General features: G+C 70.2%; 17 protein-coding genes. 8 read left to right on the forward strand and 9 right to left on the reverse strand.

Features of this window, described 5'->3' with window-relative positions:
• Nucleotides 1-3: 3 nt before the first annotated feature.
• Complete coding sequence (locus tag OG435_RS21035) at nt 4-930, reverse strand: hypothetical protein (protein WP_266878712.1); 927 nt, start codon at nt 928-930, stop codon at nt 4-6.
• Nucleotides 931-1016: 86 nt separating this feature from the next.
• Here OG435_RS21035 and OG435_RS21040 point away from each other — a divergent pair, with 86 nt between their 5' ends.
• From OG435_RS21040 to OG435_RS21050, 3 genes are all read left to right on the forward strand, one after another.
• Entirely contained in the window at nt 1017-3512 is a 2496-nt protein-coding gene (locus OG435_RS21040) for a helicase C-terminal domain-containing protein (protein ID WP_266878713.1), read from the forward strand.
• A 140-nt stretch (nt 3513-3652) separates the two neighbouring features.
• The gene (locus OG435_RS21045) at nt 3653-4258 is read left to right on the forward strand and encodes a DUF4291 domain-containing protein (protein ID WP_266878714.1); all 606 of its coding nucleotides are present in this window, start codon (nt 3653-3655) and stop codon (nt 4256-4258) included.
• 43 nt (nt 4259-4301) lie between these two features.
• On the forward strand, nt 4302-5015 hold the full coding sequence (locus OG435_RS21050) for a hypothetical protein (protein WP_266878715.1): 714 nt from the start codon (nt 4302-4304) through the stop codon (nt 5013-5015).
• Nucleotides 5016-5077: 62 nt separating this feature from the next.
• Here the strand turns inward: OG435_RS21050 and OG435_RS21055 are convergent, their stop codons facing one another.
• Nucleotides 5078-5560, reverse strand: coding sequence for an N-acetyltransferase (locus OG435_RS21055; RefSeq protein WP_266878716.1), 483 nt, complete (start codon nt 5558-5560; stop codon nt 5078-5080).
• A gap of 9 nt (nt 5561-5569) precedes the next feature.
• Nucleotides 5570-6223, reverse strand: a complete 654-nt coding sequence (locus OG435_RS21060) for a peroxiredoxin-like family protein (protein ID WP_266878717.1) — start codon at nt 6221-6223, stop codon at nt 5570-5572.
• Nucleotides 6224-6307: 84 nt separating this feature from the next.
• Between OG435_RS21060 and OG435_RS21065 the strand changes: the two genes are divergently transcribed.
• The gene (locus OG435_RS21065) at nt 6308-6916 is read left to right on the forward strand and encodes a TetR/AcrR family transcriptional regulator (protein ID WP_266878718.1); all 609 of its coding nucleotides are present in this window, start codon (nt 6308-6310) and stop codon (nt 6914-6916) included.
• A gap of 7 nt (nt 6917-6923) precedes the next feature.
• On the forward strand, nt 6924-7598 hold the full coding sequence (locus OG435_RS21070) for an HAD family hydrolase (protein WP_266878719.1): 675 nt from the start codon (nt 6924-6926) through the stop codon (nt 7596-7598).
• A gap of 268 nt (nt 7599-7866) precedes the next feature.
• Here the strand turns inward: OG435_RS21070 and OG435_RS21075 are convergent, their stop codons facing one another.
• Together OG435_RS21075 and OG435_RS21080 are read right to left on the reverse strand one after the other, a co-directional pair.
• On the reverse strand, nt 7867-8091 hold the full coding sequence (locus OG435_RS21075; protein ID WP_266878720.1) for a hypothetical protein: 225 nt from the start codon (nt 8089-8091) through the stop codon (nt 7867-7869).
• Nucleotides 8088-8525 carry an ATP-binding protein gene (locus OG435_RS21080; protein ID WP_266878721.1) on the reverse strand — a complete coding sequence of 146 codons (438 nt, stop codon included), beginning with the start codon at nt 8523-8525 and terminating at the stop codon, nt 8088-8090. The genes OG435_RS21075 and OG435_RS21080 overlap by 4 nt, the downstream gene beginning before the upstream one ends.
• Before the next feature lie 179 nt (nt 8526-8704).
• Here OG435_RS21080 and OG435_RS21085 point away from each other — a divergent pair, with 179 nt between their 5' ends.
• The 3 genes from OG435_RS21085 to OG435_RS21095 are packed head-to-tail and all read left to right on the forward strand — an operon-like array spanning nt 8705 to nt 10309.
• Nucleotides 8705-8959: a hypothetical protein gene (locus OG435_RS21085; protein WP_266878722.1), complete on the forward strand. Its 255-nt coding sequence runs from the start codon at nt 8705-8707 to the stop codon at nt 8957-8959.
• Entirely contained in the window at nt 8931-9446 is a 516-nt protein-coding gene (locus OG435_RS21090) for a DUF6879 family protein (protein WP_266878723.1), read from the forward strand. Before OG435_RS21085 ends, OG435_RS21090 begins: the two co-directional genes overlap by 29 nt.
• Nucleotides 9447-9460: 14 nt before the next feature.
• Entirely contained in the window at nt 9461-10309 is an 849-nt protein-coding gene (locus tag OG435_RS21095; RefSeq protein ID WP_266878724.1) for a helix-turn-helix domain-containing protein, read from the forward strand.
• Nucleotides 10310-10652: 343 nt separating this feature from the next.
• Here OG435_RS21095 and OG435_RS21100 read toward each other — a convergent pair whose 3' ends face one another.
• The 4 genes from OG435_RS21100 to OG435_RS21110 all read right to left on the reverse strand — a co-directional run bounded on the left by OG435_RS21100 (nt 10653) and on the right by OG435_RS21110 (nt 15256).
• Nucleotides 10653-11231: a recombinase family protein gene (locus OG435_RS21100; RefSeq protein WP_266878725.1), complete on the reverse strand. Its 579-nt coding sequence runs from the start codon at nt 11229-11231 to the stop codon at nt 10653-10655.
• Nucleotides 11232-11579: 348 nt separating this feature from the next.
• Nucleotides 11580-11858 carry a hypothetical protein gene (locus OG435_RS21105; RefSeq protein ID WP_266878726.1) on the reverse strand — a complete coding sequence of 93 codons (279 nt, stop codon included), beginning with the start codon at nt 11856-11858 and terminating at the stop codon, nt 11580-11582.
• A gap of 678 nt (nt 11859-12536) precedes the next feature.
• The gene (locus OG435_RS50365; RefSeq protein ID WP_353962780.1) at nt 12537-13325 is read right to left on the reverse strand and encodes an HNH endonuclease; all 789 of its coding nucleotides are present in this window, start codon (nt 13323-13325) and stop codon (nt 12537-12539) included.
• A gap of 296 nt (nt 13326-13621) precedes the next feature.
• Nucleotides 13622-15256 carry a recombinase family protein gene (locus OG435_RS21110; protein WP_266878727.1) on the reverse strand — a complete coding sequence of 545 codons (1635 nt, stop codon included), beginning with the start codon at nt 15254-15256 and terminating at the stop codon, nt 13622-13624.
• Nucleotides 15257-15270: the final 14 nt, after the last annotated feature.

Consider the following 15270-nt stretch of genomic DNA (forward strand, 5'->3'; position numbering starts at 1 on the left):
GGGTCAGCGGCGGCGGGAGCGCCAGGCGAGGTACAGCGCCGAGGACAGCGCCGCGGCTCGCGCCAGCCAGGGCAGGAGGTCATGGAAGGTGCCGCTCAGGGCCTCGTCCGCCAGGGGAGCGCCCCAGCGGCCGTTCAGGCGGCCCCACAGCCACAGCACCGCCCCCGCGAAGACCACCCCGGGCAGCCCGAAGACCACCCACTTCCGCTCCGCGGGACCCAGCACGCGCGAGGCGTACGCGAGCAGCCAGCCCGCGGCGAGCAGCAGCCAGTACCCGGAGACGGCTCCCGCGACCAGCGCCACCGCCGCGAGCAGCAGGAAGGCGTACGGCTTCTGCCGCGGCGCGGCCACCGGCGCGGCAGGGGCCGCCTTCTCCTCCTTCGCCCGGCGCCGCCGCTCGCGCAGGAAGCCCATGAGGGTGGGGCGGCCCTCGGCAGCGGCGCCCTTGGAATCGTCGGGATCGGGATCGGGATCGAGATCGGGATCGGGATCGGGATCCGTGACCGGCCTCTTCAGGAGCTCCGGGATCTCGATCCCGCCCGCGAAGCCCTCCACCGTCGATCCGGGCCCGACCGTCCACCAGTCGGGCTCCCGCTCGCCCGCGCCCAGTTCGTCGCGCCCCGCGAGATGCGGCGGCGCAGCTCCCCGCTGGACCGGCACCGCCGGAGCGGCGGGAGCGGAGGGACCAGCGGCAGCGGCGGGAGCGGCCAGCCGCGTGTCCAGGACCTCCTCCGGCGTCCCGATCCGATCCAGGATGCGCCGTACCGCCGCCGTCGTCTCCGGTTCGTACTTCGCCCGGCTCCGGTCGATCTCGTCCCGCAGCCCCGCCACCAGCCGCATCCGGTCCCCGGACGACAGCTGCCTGCGCTGCGCCAAGTCCCCGACCCGGCTCAGATATTCGTAGACCAGATGGTCGCTCTCGATCCCCACGCCCCGGCTCCTCCCGTGCCACCTCAGGCGAAGGTAGCGCGTGCGCCCGTGGAGCGGCCGGGGGCGCAGCGGATACCGTTGGCCGGATGGGGACCGGCCGACTGACCGGCCGACGCGACCAGGAGGCGACGACCGTGCCTGACCCGAGCACCGCGGGAAGCGCTCCGCGCTCCCTCGCCGAAGCGCTGCGCGCCCGTGACGACCTCGGGCTCGGCGCCCTGCTGCGCGCCCGGCCGGACCTGCTGAGCCCGGTGCCCGGGGACGTGACGCAGCTCGCCACGCGGGCCGGGACGCGGGCTTCGGTGGTGCGCGCGCTGGACCGCCTGGACCGGTTCGCCCTGCAGACGGCCGAGGCGCTCGCGGTGGGCCCGGAGCCCTGCCCGTACGCGGTACTGGAGTCCCTGCTCAGCGGTGACACCGGCACCACCTCGGGCGCCGACAACGGGGCCCGCGCCGAACTCCCCCGGGCCCTGGCCACCCTGCGCGAGCAGGCCCTGGTCTGGGGCGACGACGAACGGCTGCGCCTGGTCCGCACCGCCCGCGAACTGCTCGCCCCCTCCGCCACCCGCCCCTCCCCGACCGGGCTCGGCCCCACCGTCGCCGAGGCCACCGCCGGCATGTCGCCGACCCGGATCCAGGAGATCGTGGCGGCCGTCGGGCTGCCCGCGACGCACGACCCGGTGTCGGCGGTGACCGCGCTGACGGGCCTGTTCACCGACCCGGTACGGATGTCGGCGCTGCTCGACGAGGCTCCGGCCGAGGCCCACCAGGTGCTGGGCCGGCTCGTGTGGGGTCCGCCGTACGGGGAAGTGACGCCCCATCCGACGCCTCCGGTGCGCTGGCTGCGCGACCGGGGCCTGCTGCTTCCGGCCACGGCGCGCACGGTGCTGCTGCCGCGCGAGGTGGCCCTGTACCTGCGCGGCGGGCTCGCGCACCGGGCGACGGAGCCGCTGCCCCCGGAGGTCCCCGCGCACCGCGAGCACCGTCCACAGCTTGTGGACGCGAACGCGGCCGGCCAGGCACTGGCGGCGCTGTCGACGGTCGAGGAGCTGGTGAAGTCCTGGGAGCACGCCGGTCCGGCCGTGCTGCGCGCGGGCGGACTCTCCGTACGCGATCTGAAGCGGGCGGCGGCGTCCCTCGACACCGACGAGCCGTCGGCGGCGTTCTGGATCGAACTGTCCTACGCGGCCGGCCTGCTGGCCAGTGACGGCGAGGCCGACGAGCGGTACGCCCCGACCCCCGCCTTCGACGGCTGGCTCGAACTGCCGCCCGCCGAGCGCTGGTCGGTGCTGGCCGCGGCCTGGCTGACCGCCACCCGGACCCCGGGCCTGGTCGGCGAGCAGGACGCGAAGGGCCGTACGCTCTCCGCGCTCGGCGCCGAACTGGACCGCTCCGCCGCCCCCGAGGTGCGCCGCCGCATCCTGGGCCTGCTCGCCGCGCTCCCCGAGGGCGGCTCCCCCGACCCGGCCACGCTCCTCGCCCGCCTGGAGTGGGAGCGGCCGGTGCGCGGGACGAGCGAACTGCGCGCCCGCCTCGCACGCTGGACGCTGACCGAGGCGGAGGTCCTTGGGGTCACCGGCCGGGGCGCGCTCGCCGCGCCCGGCCGGGCCCTGCTGGAGGGGCGCGACCCGGCGCCACTGCTCGCGCCGCTGCTGCCCGAGCCCGTGGACCACGTACTGCTCCAGGCGGATCTGACGGCGGTGGCTCCGGGGCCGCTGCGGCGGGCGCTCGCGGAGGTGCTGGCCGTGCTGGCGGAGGTGGAGTCCAAGGGCGGGGCCACCGTGTACCGCTTCACGCCCGGCTCGGTCCGCCGCGCCCTGGACGCCGGACACACCGCCGTCGACCTGCAGTCCTTCCTCACCGAGCACAGCCGCACCCCGGTGCCGCAGCCGTTGTCGTACCTCATCGACGACGTGGCCCGGCGGCACGGACACCTCCGGGTCGGCGCGGCCTCCTCGTACGTGCGCTGCGACGACGACGGCATGCTGAACGAGATCCTCGCCGACAAGCGCTCCGCGGGCCTCGGGCTGCGCCGCCTCGCGCCGACCGTACTGGCCGCGCAGGCCGAACCGACCTCGCTGCTCGACGGGTTGCGGGCCATGGGGTACGCCCCGGCCGCGGAATCCCGTACGGGTGACGTCCTGGTCTCCCGCGCCGACGCCCACCGCACCCCGGCGCGCGCCCTGCCCGTACCGGTCCCGGACGGGCCGCCGGTACCGGACTCGACGCTTCTGGGGGCGGCCGTACGGGCCATCCGCGCGGGCGACCTGGCGGCGACGGCGGTCCGCAAGGAGCCGGCGGGGGCGGCCGGGTCCGCGGCGGGAGGCTCAGCCGCCCCGGGCGAACTCCCGCGCACCAGCGCGGCGGAGACCCTGGCGACCGTGCAGGCGGCGGCGCTGACCGGGTCGGCGGTGTGGATCGGCTACGTCAACGCCGACGGTGCGGCGAGCCAGCGGGTCATCGCCCCGGTGCGCGTGGAGGGCGGGTTCGTCACCGGCTACGACCACACGGCGGACGAGGTACGGACCTTCGCGCTGCACCGGATCACGGGGGTCGCGGAGCTGGAGGAGGACCAGATCTAGAGATCCGGGCCGTCCGCGTCGGCCCGGAGTCCGCGTCGGCCCGGAGTCCGCATCGGCCCGGAGTCCGGATCGGCCCGGTCTCCGCGTCGCGCGGCGAAATCCCCTGGCCCGGGCGGTGCTCGGGCCCGCACCCTGGGGTCATGTCCGAAGTCACCGCCCACCCCGTCCCCCGCCACCGGATCCGCGCCGCGCACACGGCCGACACCCTCACCGTGTACCAGGCGTACCACCCCCGGATCGGGGTGCCCGCCGCCCGCGAAGGCCGCTTCCCGCCCGCCTGGAAGCGGGAGCGGATGACCTGGGTCAAGCCGTCGTTCCTGTGGATGATGTACCGCTGCGGCTGGGCCACCAAGGCCGACCAGGAGACGGTCCTGGCCGTCGAGATCACCCGCGCCGGCTTCGACCGGGCCCTGAGCGGCGCCTGCCTGTCGCACTACGTCCCCGGCGTGCACGCCGACCGCGAGGCCTGGACCCGGGCCCTGCGCACGGCTCCCGCCCGCGTGCAGTGGGACCCGGAGCGCGACCTGCACCTGAACCCGCTGCCGTACCGCTCGCTCCAACTCGGCCTGTCCGGACCGATGTCACGCGCCTACGCCGACGAGTGGACCGTCTCCATCCGCGATGTCACCCCGCTGGCCCGGGAGATCCACGCCCTGCTCCGCTCCGGCGAACCGGAGGCGGCGCGGGCCCTGCTCCCGGTGGAGTCCCCCTATCCGGCGGGGCCGCTGGAGCACTTGGGCGCGTAGGGGGGCGCAGGGGGCACAGGTGCGCTATCTTGAACATGTTCAGTTGAACGCGTTCAAGACCGAGGGGGGCGTCATGGGGGAATCCCAGAAGGTGGCCGGCCGGCAGTGGGCCTGGGGCGTGGCGGGGGTCGCGGCGGCGGGAGCCGCGGCGGTCCTGGGGATCGCCATGTCCCAGCTCCTGGGCGGGTTCTTCTTCACCACCGCGATCGTGACCGCCGCGCCGCTCCTGATGCGCGGGGGCCCGAAGGCGTTCGCGCGGACCTGCCTCCTCATCGGGTCGGGCCTGATCGCCTGGTCGGTGATCGGCGCCCTCATCGGCATGTTCTTCTTCCTCCCGGCCGCCGTGCTGCTGCTGATCGCGGCCTTCGTGGACCCCCAGAACCGCCCGGGCACCAGGTTCTCAGTGGCGGCGCCCCTGATGGCCGCCGCATCCTTCGCCCTGATCGCCCTCCCCCTCTTCTTCCCGTCGGCCCACGATTCGGAGGCGAACGAGCCGCCCCCGCACTTCTCCGCGAAGCTGGACGGCGAGAACGACCGGGACCGCAGCCAGGAGGTGGACGGCTACAAGGAACGGTTGCGGCCGTTCGGGGCGACCCAGGTGGAGGTGGGCGAGTACGCCGGGGAGCTCAAGCTCCACGTGGGCATGCCCAAGCACTTCCCCGAGGAAGGGGGCCGGGAGGCGCTCAAAGCGGAGATCTCCCGAATCCCGGGCGTGAGCGCGGTCCGCTTCTGCACCTTCCACACCTGCGACGACTGACGATCGGGGGATCGGGGGATCGGTGGACCGGGGTGACCGGGGCGACCGGGGCGACCGGGCGATCACCTGGGCGCGTAGTCGATCCGGTCCGCCGGGAAGGGCCAGGCCTCGGCGAGCCAGCGCGTGACGGTCCCGTACACCGCCTTGTCGTACGCGGCCCGGTCCCCGCGCACCCAGGAAGTCACGTGCACGCGCTCCGGGTCCACCTTCCCGGGGTAGATGTAGAGGCAGCCGATGACCTCCCCCTCCCCGTCCCGCTCGCCGTCCAGCACGCTGTACGTGAACCCCCGCCGTTCGGCGAAGTCGCGTGCGTGGCGCACCAGGTCGGCGAGGTTCGCCTCCGCGCTCATGCCCTCCTCCGGAGGCCAGTCCCCCAGGAAGCCGGGCGTCGCGCGCACGTGATCGATGCTTCCGCTCCAGGCGGCGAGGTCGCCCTCGTTGTGCTCGGGCCCGAGGGGCTCCAGCCGGAAGCCCTCCCCCACGAGCCGGACGGGCACCTCGAACACCTCGGCCGGCGGTACGAAGCTCTGCGGTTCAGTAGTCACACCGCGACCCTACGAGGCTCCTTCCCCGGCGCCCACCGGATAAAGGGCGGCCGCCAGCCCGAGCAACTCGTCGACGGACCACTGGTCGTAGACGTGCTCCCCGTACTTGGCGGCCAGCACCCGGCCGTCCGGCCCGATCAGCAGGTCGGCGGGCAGCCCGAGCCGTCCGTTCGGCTGGCGGCGGGCCGGAAGCCGCTCCCGGCCCCGCGCCACCTCGGCGGCCGAGCGGGCGATCCCCCACAGCACCGGCCCCCAGGCGCGGGGGTCCAGCAGGGAGCGCGGGGAGGACTCGACGCCGAACTCCCGGTACAGCAGCTGCCGCGGATCGGCGATCACGGCGAAGGGGAAGTCGGCGGTGTGCGGGCGAAGTTCCTCCGCGGAGGAGTGGAAGAGCACGACCTCCCGGATGCCGGCGGCCTCGATCTCCGCGTGCCGCCGGACGACGGAGCGCAGGTGGAGGTGGCAGACGGGACAGCCGGCGAAGCGCCGGAACTGCAGGTGGACGAGGCGCTCCGGGTCCGGCAGGGGGACGGGCCCTCCGGTGACGGACGTGACGGGTGTGGCGGATGTGACGGGCACGGCGGACGCGACGGGCGTGACGGGCGTGACGGGCGTGACGGGCGTGAGCAGGCGTGCGGGTACCACTGAACCGGGTTCGAGCATGGGAAACCCTCCCTCGAGAGGCGTAGGCGTATGCCGTACGCCTACCCCCCCAGCGTAGGCGTATGCCGTACGCTGTCAACCGTCATGCCGCGCCCCCGCTCGCACACCCCGGACCAACTGGCCGCCGCCGCCCTCGCCGTCATCGACCGCGATGGGCTCCCCGGCCTCTCCATGCGCGCCGTCGCCACCGAGCTCGGCATCAGCCCCATGGCCCTGTACCGCTACGTCCCGGGCCGCGAGGAACTCGAAGCGCTCGTCGTGGAACTCGTCCTCAGCGGCGTCGACACCACCCCGCCGCCCCCGGGCCCCTGGCAGGGCCGGGTCACGGACCTGGCCCGGCGCCTGCGCGCCACCCTGTGCGCCCACCCGGCGACCCTGCCGCTCTCCCTGACGCACCGGCACCGCTCGCCGAGCGGGCTGCGCTGGTCGGAAACCGTGCTCGGCGTCCTCACCGAGGCCGGCATCGAGGCCGAGGAACGGGTGATCGCGCTGCGCGCCCTCATCTCGTACGTGATCGGCGCCACGCAGCTGGAACACCTCGGTCCGCTGGCCGGACCCGGAACCACCGCCATCGCGGCTCTCCCCGCGCAGGAGTTCCCGTACATGTCGGCCACCGCGCGCGACGCACGCTCGGTCACCCCGGACCGGGAGTTCGAGGGCGGCCTGAAGCTGCTCCTGCGCGGCCTGTCATGATCCGCCGGTGACCCACGAAGCCGCTGCTCCCGCCGGCCCCGCCGCTCCCGCCGCCCCCGCCCGGTACGTCCTGTTCGACGTCGACGGCACCCTCGTCGACGCCGTCGCCAACCAGCGCCGGGTGTGGGCCACCTGGGCGGCCCGCCACGAGCTGGACCCGGACGCGGTGTACGCCGTGGCCCTGCGGACCCGCCCGATGGAGACCTTCGCGGCCGTCGCCCCGGACCTGGACCCGCACGCGTGCCTGGCCGCGCTGCACGAGCTGGAGGACGAGGACGTCCGCTCCGGCACCTACGCCGCCTTCGACGGCGTGGCCGAGCTGCTGACCGCCCTGCCCCCGGGGAGCTGGGGCCTGGTCACCTCGAACTACGCACACCGGGTGCGCGGCCGCTTCGACCGCACCGGCCTGCCCGTGCCGCCGGTGCTCGTGGACGCCGCCGCCGTCGCGGAGGGCAAGCCCTCACCGGTCCCGTACCTGCGGGGCGCGGCCCTCCTGGGCGCCGACTCCGCCCGCTGCCTGGTCGTCGAGGACGCTCCCTCGGGCGTCCGGTCGGGCCTCGCGGCCGGCATGACGGTCTGGACGGTCAACACCCCCGAAGCCCACTCCGGGGCCCACCGCCACTTCCCGACGCTCCGCGAGGCCGCCCCCGCCATCCTCGCCTTCGCCACCGGGGGAGCCTGACCGCGCGCACCCCGGCAACGCCGCCGCACCGGCCGGCGGAGCTGCGCACAGCTCAGAACCACCCGGCCCGCGGAGCGATACGGCAGACTGGAGGTTTGGCCGCCCGCGTCCGGGCGGTCCTCCCACGCCGAAAGGGACGTGCGTGAACGGGCCCCTCATCGTCCATGCGATCAAGCTCGATGCACATACTTAGCACGCCAGGGGTTACAGCGGAAAGCCCCGCCCGGCAGTCATGCTCGCCGTCGCCGGACGAGGCCGCTCGTGAGCGCTACTCGACGCGCGTGACCAGGGCCACGTCCTCGTACTTCCTCGCGAACGTGGGATGACCCGTGCGGCCCGTGTGGGACATGCACGCCACGTCCACGGCGGCCACGTCGGCGGACGGAAGGGCAGACCATCCACAGTCAGCGGCAAGGCACTGCGCCGAGACCGTGACTTCGCCCTCCGGATGGCTCACGATCCGATGCGGGACGAACCGCAGCACCGTACTCATCGGCCACCACCGCACGGCACATCGGCCCACACGGTCTTGCCTACGTCACGCCGGTCCACTCCCCAGGCAGTGGACAACGACGCCACGAGCCGCATTCCATGACCGCCCTCCCCCTCGCTGGCCGGCTGCGCGCAGGGCTGACGATCTCCACGAGCATCTGACACAGCCACACGCACCACCTCGGGCATACAAATGAGCTGCACTTCGAACTGCCGCCCCCTGACGTTTCCGTGCCGGACTGCGTTGGACGCCAGTTCCGCAACGACCAAGGCGACGGCATCAATTTCTTCGTCTCGCTCAAGGCGCCCCGAGTCGAACAGTTCGACGGTCGCGAAGTGTCTGGCCAGCCGGGCCCCTTTCGCGGTAGCGGTGAACCGCCGGACGAAGGTGGGTAGCCCGGTCGAGTCCGCCTCCTGCTGCGTGGTCACGGTCATACCGCCTCCCCTTCACGGTCGTCGTGTTGGCGACGCTAGAAGTCCGCCCGTCCGAGGTGCCACGAACTTGCATAAGCTTGCACACCAATTCGCTTGTCTTGATGTGGCATTGACGTCCAAGGCGCAGTTCAGAGAAGGTCGTGCAAGCCCGAGCAAGCACCTAGACCAGGGAGCCCGCCATGGCCGTAGAGTTCGTCGGAATCGACCCGAACACCGACCGGGACCACTGCCCCACCGTGTGGGCCGACACCGACGCCCAGGAGATCCTGTTGCAGGGCTGGAAGCCGAGCCAGGACACTCAGGCGGAATGCGAGGCGAGCAGCCCCGCGAACGGCCCGGTGCCCGAGACCGAAGCCATCGTCAGGATTCCCGCCCGGATGATTCCGCTGATCAGGGAGGCGTGCGATGCCGTCGAGCGTGCCCAGCTTCGCTGAGCTCCTTGGCCGGTGCCGCCGGTCCGCCGTCCACCTGGAACTGCGTGATTCCTACGCTCCGACCGATCGGTTCGCGGCATGGCAGCGCGGCGAACGGATCGAGTGGGACGACCGGGCCTCCTGGTGGCACCCGTACGACCAGTTGATCTCGGACACCGTGGCCCGGGGCGTGGCGATCCGCAGAGTGCGCGTCGTCTCCGAGCCCGTTTCGGAGTACATCCGGTGGGAGCACTACGTCACCCACGCCAACGTCACGGCAGGTGAGCAAGTCCGGTGGCTCCCCCGGCGCCGAGCCACGGACATCCCCCTCCCGGGGAACGACTTCTGGCTCTTCGACGGGACGTTGCTCCGAGTGCACCACTTCTCCGGTGACGGTGTCGTGGTGGAGGACGAGATCACCGACGACCCGAAGACCATGAAGCTGTGCTCCAGCGCCTTCCAGGAGGTCTGGGAGCGCGCCGTCCCGCATCACCTGTACGAGATCTGACGAAGGCCGGCTCCTTGCCCCCACACCCCTCTTCCAGCGTCCAGAAGGCCCGCGAGAACTTGGCGGGCCGTCTGCGCGACATCCGGAAGGACGCGGGGATCAGCGGGCGGGAGCTGGCCGTCAGGTGCGCTTGGTCCGAGTCGAAGTCATCACGCATCGAGAACGCCAAGACGCCTCCCTCGGACGCGGACATCAAGGCCTGGTGCCGGGCCTGTGACGCCAGCGATCAGACACCCGACCTGATCGCGGCAAACCGGCAGTCGGCAGACGCACACGTCCAATGGAGACGCCTCCAACGGACCGGCCTCCGCCGCCTCCAGGAATCCGCAGGAGACCTGTACCAGCAGACCCGCGTGTTCCGCGTTTATGTCTCCGACGTGATCCCGGGGTTCCTCCAGACGCCCGGGTATGCCGCCGCGCTGCTCGCCTCCATCGCGACCTTCCGGGGAACCCCGGACGATGTGACCGAGGCAGTGGCGGCACGGATGAGGCGCAATGCGGTACTCAGCAGCGGGGCGCACCAGTTCTCGTTCGTCCTGGAGGAGTCGGTGTTGCGGTACCGGCAGTGCAGTGCCGAAACCATGGCGGCGCAGCTCGGCCACCTGCTCGGTGTCATGGACCTTCCGAATGTCGCCGTCGGCATCGTGCCCTTCTCGGAGCGCCGGACCGTGTGGCCCATGCCGACGTTCACGATCTTCGACGGGGTCAGAGTGCACGCGGACACCCTTGACGCGGCCTCCACCCTCACCCAGCCCAGCCAGGTCGAGCTGTACACCCGAGCATTCGAAGGGCTTTCGCAGGGAGCCGTCCGGGGAGCTCCGGCCCGTTCCCTGGTGGCGACAGCTCTGGCGTCCCTGGGCTAACGGCCACATCAGCGCCGGAGTCATTCGCCGACTGAGATCCGAGCGACTCTGGAACCCGTACCTGGAACGGCCTGCCATCACGTTGCGGTCCCGTATCCACCCACCAAGAGGGCACTCCCCACCCCTTAACTGGGTCGTTCTCACCCCGCCGCACAAGCATTCCCGCAGGTCAGCGACCCATGGGGGCAGGGAAACGGGCTTGCACCCAGCGTGCGCGTTCCGAGCTTGAGCCGGGATCGCCGACCCACGTTCCGCCCGAACTTTGCTCGCGCCCTCCCTCCCGGCCGGACATGCGAGAGACCGCCTACCAGCGAGGGCAGACGGTCTCTCGGAACGGAGCGGACTACTCGGCGTCAGACAGCGCCCGGTACAGCGTCGCGCGGGACACCTTGAGCGCCTTCGCAATGGCCGTGACGCTCTCGCCCTGAGCCTTACGAGCCTTAGCCGCAGCGAGCTTGTCAGCGTCCATCACCGCCGGACGGCCCCCCACGCGCCCCTGAGCCCTGGCAGCGTCCAGACCCGCACGCGTCCGGTCCTTGATCAAGCTGCGTTCGAACTCCGCCATGGCGCCCACCACCTGAAGCATGAGCCGCCCGTCAGGGGTGTTCGGGTCGATCGACGCCAGCGCACCCGTCAGCACCTTGAAGCCAACTCCACGGGCAGCGAGAGCATCCACCATGTTCACCAGGTCGATCAGCGAGCGAGCGAACCGGTCCAGCTTCCACACGCACAGGATGTCCCCGGGGCGCACGTAGTCGAGAACGGCGGCAAGCTCCGGGCGGTCGGTGTTCTTCCCGCTCGCCTTGTCCGTGAAGACCCGCGTGCAACCGGCTGCCGCAAGCGCGTCGTGCTGGAGCTGAGCTTCCTGGTCGTCCGTGCTGACCCGCGCATATCCGATGAGGTGTCCCGTGTTCGTATTCATGACCACATCGTCTCAGAACTCGTCTCACAACACCATGGGTTTCAGGTAGGTTTTGAGACGGGTTTTGAACGTCATTCGGAGCCCCCAGGGGCGTCGGCGCGACCGTCTCACAAACCATCGTTTGATGGACGGGCCATCGGCGGTCACACACGGCAACCCCCGCGCAAACGAAGGCAGTCGCGAGAGCGTGACCGCTCCCTTCGGGCGCGCATCCACCGAAACACGTAGATGAGCCATGCAAGCATTTTTTCTCGCTGCCGATCAGCCGGTCCACCCTTGGGGGCACCCCCCTGCCCCTCCTGTCGCCCTGCCAGAACAGTCAGGTACATCAAAGGTTGAGACGTACCGTCAATCAACGGTCATACTGCCGCAATGGACAGGCGTGAGCGCTGGTTCAACGAAGGTGCCCCCAAGCTGCGTGATGCGCTTGCCGCCCTGGCAATCGAGAGCAAGCTGCCCGAGGGTGACTTCTACATGTGCCCATGCTGTTTGGTCGCCTACCCGAAGGAAGCCCTGGCAGTCGAAATACTGACTGAAGAGCATGTACCTCGCCGCCTGGGCGGATCGGGGATCGTGTTGACCTGCAAGCCATGCAATAACTCCGCCGGCCACCACTTCGATATCCATGCTCTCACCCGGCATCGCTTGCACGGATTCATCAGCGGCGTGCAGGTAGGGCGCCCTCTTCCCGCAACCATGTACTCAGATGGAGCACCTTTGCGCGGAGAGGTCACTCGCGTAGGTGAATCACTGTTCATTCAAGGCATTACCAAGCAGAACCACCCGGACGCCGTTAAGGCCTATGAGGACGCACTAGCCACAACCGGTGGAAGCACAAGGATTCAACTGCGAGAGAAATTCACCCCCCATCTCGCAGATATCTCTTGGGTACGATCCGCATACTTGGCAGCGTTTGCCGCCCTAGGCTTTCGCTACATAATGCAATCCACCCTTGACCCGATTCGAGCACAGCTCGCAACTCCAGCCTCCAAGTCCCTCCCCAAGCTTGTTGCCATACACCCAGAGACGACACCCGGCACCCGCCAGATCCTTGTAGTTGAGAAGCCCGCAGGGCTGGAGTCAGTACTAGTACGCATGGATCAATACTCGATACTAATCCCGGACCCTTTTGGCACCAATTCATGTGACGATTTGTCTGCTAATTTGACGCGACTCGCAGGAGACGACGGGAAATTCCGGCTGACCTGCCGAGGAAAGGTACTCGATTGGCCCAAGAAGGCCAGATATTTGCTCGACTAATGGAGCTACACCTCGGCAAATTTGAGCCTACTTACCCGGACGGACTCAGGATAGCCCGCCAGGGACATTGCGCAACGAGCGCTGCGGAGACCACTCGTCCATTAGTTGATCCTTCTTGGACGAGTTGCACAGCACGCAGACCACACGCATATTGGCCACCTGCGACAGGCCACCCCGCGATATCGGCCTCACGTGGTCAATCACCCCACCCTCAGGCAGCGGAGCCGCGCAGTGGAAGCACCCCGCACCCCCGTGAGCAGCACGCACCTTGCGCTGGAGCGTCACCCGACGAGCCACCGTGCGCTGCACGTTCTGGCATGACCGGCACACCCCGTCACGGAACTTGAGGACCACCGGCGTGCCACAGCGCCGACAGGGGACCGGATCAGGCTTGGTCCGGGCGCGCTTACGGATGTACTCAGCTGCCCGACTACACGCATCCGAGCAGTACAGCCGGGCGGGACCCCGAGACACACCCACCAGGTGCGAGCACTTCGGCCCCCGACACGGCCTGCGCCCCTCCAGCTCCCTTCGCGCCTCCGCCTCCTTCTTGCGGTCAGCACGTCGCGACTCCTCCACTTCCTCGGCACACCACTCGCAATACCGCGCCCACGCCTCACGGCCGTGCGGCTGATCGCAGCGATAGCACCGTGGAGGGCCCACAGCAGCGCGCACCGCTTCACGGGCCCTGCGAGCGGCCGTCTGCAACCGTGCCGACTCCACACACAGCGGCGCGCCGCACGTGGCACGGGCGTCACGGGGGCGCTCCCCAAGACACTCCGAACACGTCGCGCGCGTCTCCTCCAGCGCAGACACAACCCCACCCCTAGTCATTTTTGTTGATCATGAAAGCCCACGGACATCCCTCCGCAGGCCAGCAACCGCAAGGGGTAGAGCCCACAGCGGAACCGACAGCAAAGAAGCAAAGGAGGCGCACATGAACCACACCCCGGCAACGTCAGTTCGTCATCCCCCCGACGAAAACGCCACCGAATCCGGACGCCCGACTGTATGCACGCGGGCTGACGCCCTCCACCGGATTCCCTGGAACGCCACGGGACCCCAGGAACGCCGAACGGCCCGCCCCCAGGTTTCCCCAGCGACGAGCCGTGAACGGCGCCCAGGCGGGTCTAGAACAGCTCCAGGTCCCGCGCCACGGCCTGTTGGATGACAGCCTCAACGTCCTTGCCATCGGCGTCCGCACGGCGGATCTCGCCGTCCTCACCGAAGTGGACCGCCAGGCGGGACGTGTCGAGCCTCGGGCCGCCCTTACGAGACATGCCGACTTCGACGTAGGCGCCGGCGTTCAGCAGCAGGTCACGCTTGCCCGCCGTGTCCGCGTCCTTCCACAGTTCGCCGTGCGTACGGCCCGTCGGGATCTCCTCAACGCCCGCAGGCTTGGCGGTGCGTTGCTTCTCGTTGAGCGACGCCAACCGCTCTTCCAGCTTGGCGTACTGCACCGCGTACCGTGCCGATCCTTCCTCGCCCTTGAAGAGGCCACGGTCGTAGCGGTCCTTCTCCAGCTCTTCCAGCGCTTCGCGCGCCTGCCTGATCTGCGGGCGGAAGTCCTCCCCGGCGTGCTCCACCATGCGCACCACGGGGAACGCACCGAACGCCGCGAGGAACCTGTCCGTGACGTACTGCTCCATGCCCTCACCGGCGATGCTCACGCCGTAGCAGCCGTTCTCCACACCGGACTGCCGTGCCTTCAACCGGCCGATGCACCGGTACCGGGTCCGCCCCTTCGCGATGTACGTATACATGCGGTTCTGGCACACCGCGCAGTAGACGATCCCGCGCAGCAGCGACGTGCCTTCCCTCCGCCGGTCACCGGGGTTCGCCCGCCGGCTCAACTCGTCCTGCAACGCCTGCCAGGTGTCCATGTCCAGGATCGGCGTGCGGTTGACCAGCGGAAGGCCGTCCGTCATGAGGATCGGCTTGCCGTCCTCGATCACCTGCCCCAGCAACTGCGGGTTGGTCAGCAGACTGCGCAGTGAGGACGTGTACCACTGCTTCGAGTCGCTGCGCTTTCCCGTGGTCTGGCGGGACGAGTGGCCGGGCGACGGCTTGTCCGACGCGGTGAGGTCCGATGCGATCTTCAGGAGTGAGTCCTTGTTGAGCACACGTTCCACGATCCCGTGAATCGTCTCGGCTTCCTCAGGGTTGATCTCCAGGACCTTCCCCGCCCCGTCGGGGTTCGGGACCACCCGGTAGCCGTACGGCACTCTGCCGCCCGTGTAGCGCCCTTCCCGGCGCAGGTGCTCATGGGCGCTGGAGACGCGCATGCCTATGGTGTCCGACTCCAGTTCCGCGAAGACCGCGATCACCTTCGCCATGGCACGCCCCATGGACGACGTGAGGTCCAGCGGTTCGCTCGCCGACGCCAGGGCCACGCTCGCACTCTGCGTGATCTTCATGATCTCGGCGAAGTCCACGGTGGACCGGGCCAGTCGGTCGATCTTGAAGAACACGATCACGTCGAACTCAGCGAGACGGGAAAGGACCCGTTGCAGCCCCGGGCGGTCCAGCCCACGGGAATATCCGGACACGTCGATGTCTTCTTCTACTGCAACGACGTTCCAGCCTCTGGCCTGGCACAACGCCTCGCAGGCAGCCCGCTGACGCTCGGGCGATGTAGACTCTTCAGTTTCGCGTGAAAGTCGTACGTAGATGGCAGCGCGCATTCCCGGCGCACTTGCCGAGACGCCCTTAGAGCGTCTGGCACGGGGCAAAGCCCGAGCCATGGCGGGTGTGCTGTCTGTCACGGGATGATCCTAAC

The sequence above is a fragment of the Streptomyces sp. NBC_01264 genome, assembly GCF_026340675.1.
In the GTDB taxonomy this organism is placed as follows: domain Bacteria; phylum Actinomycetota; class Actinomycetes; order Streptomycetales; family Streptomycetaceae; genus Streptomyces.

Coding starts and splice junctions, on each gene's coding strand:
- OG435_RS21105 (WP_266878726.1), bottom strand. CDS start 11,858: ATGGATATCGAAGTGGTGGCCGGCGGAGTTATTGCATGGCTTGCAGGT.
- OG435_RS21080 (WP_266878721.1), bottom strand. CDS start 8,525: ATGACCGTGACCACGCAGCAGGAGGCGGACTCGACCGGGCTACCCACC.
- OG435_RS21040 (WP_266878713.1), top strand. CDS start 1,017: ATGGGGACCGGCCGACTGACCGGCCGACGCGACCAGGAGGCGACGACC.
- OG435_RS21090 (WP_266878723.1), top strand. CDS start 8,931: ATGCCGTCGAGCGTGCCCAGCTTCGCTGAGCTCCTTGGCCGGTGCCGC.
- OG435_RS21075 (WP_266878720.1), bottom strand. CDS start 8,091: ATGAGTACGGTGCTGCGGTTCGTCCCGCATCGGATCGTGAGCCATCCG.
- OG435_RS21060 (WP_266878717.1), bottom strand. CDS start 6,223: ATGCTCGAACCCGGTTCAGTGGTACCCGCACGCCTGCTCACGCCCGTC.
- OG435_RS50365 (WP_353962780.1), bottom strand. CDS start 13,325: ATGACTAGGGGTGGGGTTGTGTCTGCGCTGGAGGAGACGCGCGCGACG.
- OG435_RS21085 (WP_266878722.1), top strand. CDS start 8,705: ATGGCCGTAGAGTTCGTCGGAATCGACCCGAACACCGACCGGGACCAC.
- OG435_RS21100 (WP_266878725.1), bottom strand. CDS start 11,231: ATGAATACGAACACGGGACACCTCATCGGATATGCGCGGGTCAGCACG.
- OG435_RS21045 (WP_266878714.1), top strand. CDS start 3,653: ATGTCCGAAGTCACCGCCCACCCCGTCCCCCGCCACCGGATCCGCGCC.
- OG435_RS21065 (WP_266878718.1), top strand. CDS start 6,308: ATGCCGCGCCCCCGCTCGCACACCCCGGACCAACTGGCCGCCGCCGCC.